Annotated in this window: 6 protein-coding genes; 5 read left to right on the forward strand and 1 reads right to left on the reverse strand. The window is 57.2% G+C overall.

Annotated features, from left to right (window positions below):
- Positions 1–32 precede the first annotated feature (32 nt).
- The 5 genes from minC to ALO80_RS26125 all read left to right on the forward strand — a co-directional run bounded on the left by minC (position 33) and on the right by ALO80_RS26125 (position 4,295).
- Positions 33–773 (forward strand): septum site-determining protein MinC, encoded by a 741-nt coding sequence (gene minC, locus ALO80_RS26105; protein WP_055011068.1) that lies wholly within the window; start codon positions 33–35, stop codon positions 771–773.
- A 231-nt stretch (positions 774–1,004) separates the two neighbouring features.
- The gene (minD, locus tag ALO80_RS26110) at positions 1,005–1,817 is read left to right on the forward strand and encodes a septum site-determining protein MinD (RefSeq protein ID WP_054984611.1); all 813 of its coding nucleotides are present in this window, start codon (positions 1,005–1,007) and stop codon (positions 1,815–1,817) included.
- The gene (gene minE, locus ALO80_RS26115) at positions 1,817–2,071 is read left to right on the forward strand and encodes a cell division topological specificity factor MinE (protein ID WP_002552653.1); all 255 of its coding nucleotides are present in this window, start codon (positions 1,817–1,819) and stop codon (positions 2,069–2,071) included. Before minD ends, minE begins: the two co-directional genes overlap by 1 nt.
- 90 nt (positions 2,072–2,161) lie before the next feature.
- Positions 2,162–2,797: an RluA family pseudouridine synthase gene (locus ALO80_RS26120; protein WP_054984610.1), complete on the forward strand. Its 636-nt coding sequence runs from the start codon at positions 2,162–2,164 to the stop codon at positions 2,795–2,797.
- Between the two features lie 208 nt (positions 2,798–3,005).
- Positions 3,006–4,295, forward strand: coding sequence for a M18 family aminopeptidase (locus ALO80_RS26125; RefSeq protein WP_054984609.1), 1,290 nt, complete (start codon positions 3,006–3,008; stop codon positions 4,293–4,295).
- A gap of 271 nt (positions 4,296–4,566) precedes the next feature.
- Here the strand turns inward: ALO80_RS26125 and ALO80_RS26130 are convergent.
- Positions 4,567–6,470 (reverse strand): beta strand repeat-containing protein (locus ALO80_RS26130; protein ID WP_083493420.1); only part of this gene is annotated, 1,904 nt, incomplete at its 5' end.

Below are 6,470 nucleotides of genomic sequence, written 5' to 3' on the forward strand. Positions count from 1 at the left end.
CTTTTAGCGACAAGCTGTTGTGTATATCAACCATGAGCCAGATTGAATCGCAAAACCCGGAACCTGTATTTCAGCTCAAGGGCAGCATGCTCGCCATCACTGTGATGGAGCTGGCCCGGACCAACCTTGAAGCGCTCGACAGGCAACTGGCGGCAAAAGTGGCACAGGCCCCCAATTTCTTCAGCAATACGCCGTTGATCCTGGCTCTGGACAAACTCGCGCCCAACGAAGGCCCGGTCGATCTGCCCGGGCTGGTGCGCATCTGCCGCCAGCACGGCCTGCGCACTCTGGCGATCCGCGCCAACCGTATCGAAGACATCGCTGCGGCCATTGCCGTCGACCTCCCGGTTCTGCCGCCGTCCGGCGCACGTGAGCGTGTCATCGACCCGGTTGAAGCCGATGCACCGAAAAAGACTCCGGAAAAACCACCCGAACCGCTGATCAAGCCGACCCGCGTAATAACCGCACCCGTGCGCGGCGGTCAGCAGATTTATGCGCAGGGCGGCGATCTCGTTGTGGTCGCGCCTGTCAGTCCCGGCGCGGAACTTCTGGCCGATGGAAACATCCATGTGTACGGCCCAATGCGCGGCAGGGCACTGGCAGGAATAAAGGGCGACACGAAAGCGCGAATCTTCTGTCAGCAGTTGAGTGCAGAGCTGATTTCGATTGCCGGGCAATACAAGGTTTCCGAGGATCTGCGCAGGGACCCGCTGTGGGGCTCGCCGGTTCAGGTAAGCCTGTCCGGGGATGTGTTGAACATCATTCGTCTTTAACGGATACTGCCGCAATTTTCAAAGCATCTCTGATTCGTCGCGAATTGTCGTGAAGGCGGCAGGAAGTTCTGACAAGAACTGTTTTTTCAGTGGGTATATGAGCCGAAAGTAATAGCTTAACGCTACCTTTCAAGGATCGGATCTCATGATTTCCAGAATGCTTCGACAAACGTGGCGTCAAGAAATGCTCTTCAGGGACTAAACGTCCTTTTCCTCTAGGGGTGATACACCTTGGCCAAGATTCTCGTTGTTACATCCGGCAAGGGTGGTGTGGGCAAGACCACCACCAGCGCCGCTATCGGTACAGGTCTCGCACTGCGCGGCCACAAGACAGTCATCGTCGATTTCGACGTCGGCCTGCGTAATCTCGACCTTATCATGGGCTGTGAGCGTCGCGTCGTGTATGACTTCGTCAACGTGGTCAATGGCGAAGCCAACCTGCAACAGGCGCTGATCAAGGACAAGAAGATCGAAGGCCTGTTCGTGCTGGCCGCCAGCCAGACCCGTGACAAGGAAGCACTGACCAAGGAGGGCGTCGAAAAAGTCCTCATGGAACTGAAGGAATCGTTCGAATACATCGTCTGCGATTCGCCGGCCGGTATCGAAACCGGTGCTCACCTGGCGATGTACTTTGCCGATGAAGCGATCGTCGTGACCAACCCTGAAGTATCGTCGGTGCGTGACTCGGACCGCATGCTGGGGCTGCTGGCCAGCAAATCGCGTCGCGCCGAACGTGGCGAAGATCCGATCAAGGAACATTTGCTGCTGACTCGCTACAACCCTGAGCGCGTCAGCAAGGGCGAAATGCTCGGTGTGGAAGACGTCAAGGAAATCCTTGCTGTCACCCTGCTCGGCGTGATTCCCGAATCCCAGGCGGTGCTGAAAGCCTCCAACCAGGGCGTGCCGGTCATTCTCGATGACCAGAGCGACGCGGGTCAGGCCTACAGCGATGCCGTGGACCGCCTGCTGGGCAAAGACCGGGAACATCGCTTCCTGGATGTGCAGAAGAAAGGATTCTTTGAACGTCTGTTCGGGGGTAATTAATGAATATTTTTGACTTCTTTCGTGACCGCAAAAAAGAAAGCACGGCCTCGGTAGCGAAAGAGCGTCTACAGATCATCGTTGCGCACGAACGCGGCCAGCGCAGTACCCCGGACTACCTTCCTGCCCTGCAGAAAGAACTGGTGGAAGTGATCCGTAAATACGTCAATATCGAGTCTGATCAAGTGCAGGTTGCGCTGGAAAGCCAGGGCAGCTGTTCGATTCTGGAACTCAATATCACCCTGCCCGATCGCTGATCAGGCAGTCGCTTGCGGCGGTATCGGCGTACTTCTCAGGAAGCTGCGCCCTTACCGCCGTTGGCGTTTCTAGCGTTTCGAGGCCGTTGCATGCCGTTGTCGAACATCCGCATCATTCATCAGGACGCAGCCGTTCTGGTGATCGATAAGCCTACCCTGTTGCTTTCCGTCCCCGGCCGTGCCGATGACAACAAGGATTGCCTGATTACCCGCCTGCAGGAAAACGGTTATCCCGAAGCCCGTATCGTCCATCGTCTGGACTGGGAAACGTCGGGTATCATCCTGCTGGCCCGCGATGCCGACACGCATCGTGAGCTGTCGCGTCAGTTTCATGATCGCGAAACCGAAAAAGCCTACACCGCGCTGTGCTGGGGCCAGCCTTCGCTGGACAGCGGCAGCATCGATCTGCCGTTGCGCTACGACCCGCCCACCAAGCCTCGGCATGTGGTGGATCATGAGGCAGGCAAGCACGCGCTGACGTTCTGGAAAGTTGTCGAGCGCCACGACACATACTGCCGGGTCGAGCTCACGCCGATCACTGGCCGCTCGCATCAGTTGCGCGTACACATGCTGTCAATCGGACATCCACTGTTAGGTGATGGCCTGTACGCGCATCCCGAGGCGCTAGCGGCTTCCCCCCGTCTGTGTCTGCATGCAAGCATGCTGAGCTTCACGCATCCAGGCACCGGTGAGCGACTGACCTTCGAGTGTGCTGCACCGTTCTGATCTGAATGACACGCTGACTATCGTGCCGATGCTCCGCGTGGTAATGCCGTTCGTGACGGCCGAACCCACTGCCCCCGATATCGCAGAACCGCCGTCTGACGCAGCGCGTCGGCACGATAGCCGGGGTTGTGTACCGGCAATGAGCGCAACCGAAGGCAGCAAATCATCCAATACGGTAAACTCGCACCATTGCTGTCTGGAGCTATTTATGCGCGCAGAGTTGAACAAAGGCCTTATCGACTTCCTGAAGGCTTCTCCCACCCCGTTTCACGCCACCGCCACCCTCGTGCAACACTTCGAAGCCGCTGGCTTTCAACGGCTGGATGAACGTGATACCTGGGCAATAGAAACCGGAGGTCGTTACTTCGTCACCCGTAATGACTCTTCTATCGTCGCCTTCCGCATGGGCCGGCAGTCGCCACTCACAGGCGGTATTCGCATGGTCGGCGCACACACCGACAGCCCTTGCCTGCGGGTCAAGCCACAACCGGAACTGCAACGCCAGGGCTTTTGGCAACTGGGTGTAGAAGTATACGGCGGTGCGCTTCTGGCACCGTGGTTTGACCGTGATCTGTCGTTGGCTGGTCGCGTTACCTTCCGCCGCGACGGCAAGGTCGAAAGCCAGTTGATCGATTTCAAACTGCCGATTGCCGTGATTCCCAATCTGGCCATTCACTTGAACCGCACCGCCAATGAAGGCTGGGCGATCAATGCGCAAAACGAACTGCCACCGATCCTCGCGCAAGTGGCTGGTGACGAACGTGCAGACTTCCGTGCGCTGCTGACTGATCAACTGGCTCGCGAGCACGGGCTAAACGCGGACGTGGTGCTCGATTACGAGTTGAGTTTCTACGACACCCAGAGCGCCGCAGTTGTCGGCCTCAATGGTGACTTCCTGGCAGGCGCACGTCTGGATAACCTGCTCTCGTGTTTCGCCGGAATGCAGGCGCTGCTCTCTACCGAGAGTGACGAAACCGCTCTGCTGGTATGCACTGATCATGAGGAAGTCGGCTCGTCGTCGACCTGTGGCGCAGACGGTGCAATGCTGGAGCAGATCGTCCAGCGCCTTCTGCCGAGCAGCGAAGACTACGTACGAACCATTCAGAAGTCGCTGCTGATATCGGCCGATAACGCCCACGGCATACACCCCAACTATGCTGACAAGCACGACGCCAATCATGGTCCAAAGCTCAATGCTGGGCCGGTGATCAAGGTAAACAGCAATCAGCGTTACGCCACCAACAGTGAAACCGCCGGTTTCTTCCGCCATCTGTGCATGGCTGAAGAAGTTCCGGTGCAGAGCTTCGTGGTACGCAGTGACATGGCGTGCGGCTCGACCATCGGACCGATTACCGCCAGCCATCTGGGTATCCGCACGGTAGACATCGGCTTGCCGACATTTGCCATGCACTCGATTCGCGAACTGGCCGGCAGCCACGATCTGGCGCACCTGGTCAAAGTATTGAGCGCGTTCTATGCCAGCCACGAGCTGCCATAACGGAGCCCATAGCCACTGAGGCAATCATCGACATTGCGGGGCGCGGCCAACAGCCCCCGCATGTGGGTGCTCATGCGCGGTAAAATGCGCGTCGAATACACTACAATTTTGCCAATGACCTAAAAAAGAAGGCAGACGTTATCTGCTTTTTGCTCGGCATTATTGCAAAGGGCATCACGTATTCGTTATAAAGGGACTTCATGTCCCGCGCCACCGACGTACCCTGTCGATGTTTCAGTCGTCGATTATTCGTCTTCTCCAGCGACGTGACTCAGGTATCGTCCTCGTCGGTTTTATGGACAATATCGTCATCTTCATTCATGTAATACGGGAGATCGGCTTCCACACCGTTTTCTCCGGTTTTGGCAACCAGCTGCCGATAGCGCTTACCATCCCAACGTCTGAACACGAGGGTAGAGTCTTCGCCCGCCGAAAGCGTTGAACCTTCACTGCCAATAAGTCTGCTGCGAGCACCCGCCGTCAGAACACTGTTCTTGCCGGCGGTCAATCTGCTTTGGTCACCCGCCATTAACGTGCAATCGTGCCCACCGGTCAGTTTGCTTCTGTCACCCGCAGTCAGATAACTGTTATTACCAGCCAGTAGTTTACTGCGGTCACCTGCCGTCTGATGACTGTCCGCACCGGCAATCAATCTGCTGCGATCACCGGCCAGTTGTACGCTGTCCGCACCCGCGATAAGTGTGCTGCGAAAACCGGCAGTCTGCGAACTGCCCTTACCGGCGATCAACATGCTTTTATGCCCGGCCACCTGAATACTTTCATGGCCTGCAATCAACGAACTGCCATAACTTGCAATCTGATTACTGCCGTAGCCTGCCGTCAATGTGCTGCGGATGCCCGATGTAAGACTGCTGCCATACCCCGCAATCAAAACACTGCGAAGTCCAGCGATCAGCGTACTGCCATAACCTGCCGTCAGAAAACTTCTGATCCCGCTGGTCAGGGAACTGCCATAACCAGCGATCAATGAGCTGTCCTGCCCGGCCGTTGCCGTACTGCCGTAACCCGCGGTCAGTGAACTTCCATGCTCTGCCGTCTGCGTGCTGCCGTAGCCCGCTGTGAGCGTACTGTTATAGCCCGCCGTCTGCGTACTCCCATAACCCGCGATAAGCGAACTTTCGTAGCCCGCGGTGGAGGTACTTCCATAGCCGGTGGTGAGCGAGCTTTTTTCCTGCGCGGTTTGCGTACTGCCGTAACCGGCGGTCAACGTGCTCTCGTAACCTGCCGTTTGCGTACTGCCATAACCCGCGATCAGGGAACTTGCATAACCAGCGGTGGACGTACTTCCGTAACCTGTTACGAGGTCACTGCGCTCCTGCGCGGTTTGCGTACTGCCGTAACCGGCGGTCAATGTGCTTTCGTAACCTGCCGTCTGCGTACTGCCGTAACCCGCGATCAGGGAACTTGCATAGCCTGCGGTAGAGGTACTGCCATAGCCGGTGGTGAGCGAACTGCTGTCCTGGGCGGTTTGCGTACTGCCGTAACCGGCGGTCAATGTGCTTTCGTAACCTGCCGTCTGCGTACTGCCATAACCCGCGATAAGCGAACTGGCATAACCCGCGGTGGAGGTACTTCCGTAACCTGTAACCAGGTCACTGTGCTCCTGTGCCGTCTGGGTACTTCCATAACCGGCGGTCAGTGTGCTTTTGAAGCTTGCGGTCTGGGTGCTTCCATATCCGGCTATCAGTGAACTGTTCGAGCCTGCCGTTGAAGTGCTGCCGTAACCTGCGACAAGATCACTGTATTCTCTGGCAGTCTGTGTACTGCCATAACCGGCGGTCAGCACACTTTTATAACTCGCAGTCTGGGTGCTGCCGTAACCTGCGATCAGCGAACTGCTTGAACCTGCTGTTCCGGTACTGCCGTAGCCCGCAATCAGGTCACTACCGTCCCTGGCCGTCTGAGTGCTCCCATACCCAGCAGTCAGGATGCTTTTATGCCCCGCTGTCTGTGTGCTGCCATAACCCGCGATGATGAAGCTCTCATGACCCGCCGTGCCGGTACTTCCATAACCTGCCGTGAGATTACTGGCAGCCCCGGCCGTTTGCGTACTGCCGTAACCTGATGTAAGCACGCTGCCCTGCCGGGCAGTCTGAGTACTGCCATAACCCGCCGTGAGCGAGCTATCGCTGCCTGAAGTCTGCGTGCTGCCAT

It is taken from the genome of Pseudomonas caricapapayae, from assembly GCF_001400735.1.
Lineage (GTDB): Bacteria > Pseudomonadota > Gammaproteobacteria > Pseudomonadales > Pseudomonadaceae > Aquipseudomonas > Aquipseudomonas caricapapayae.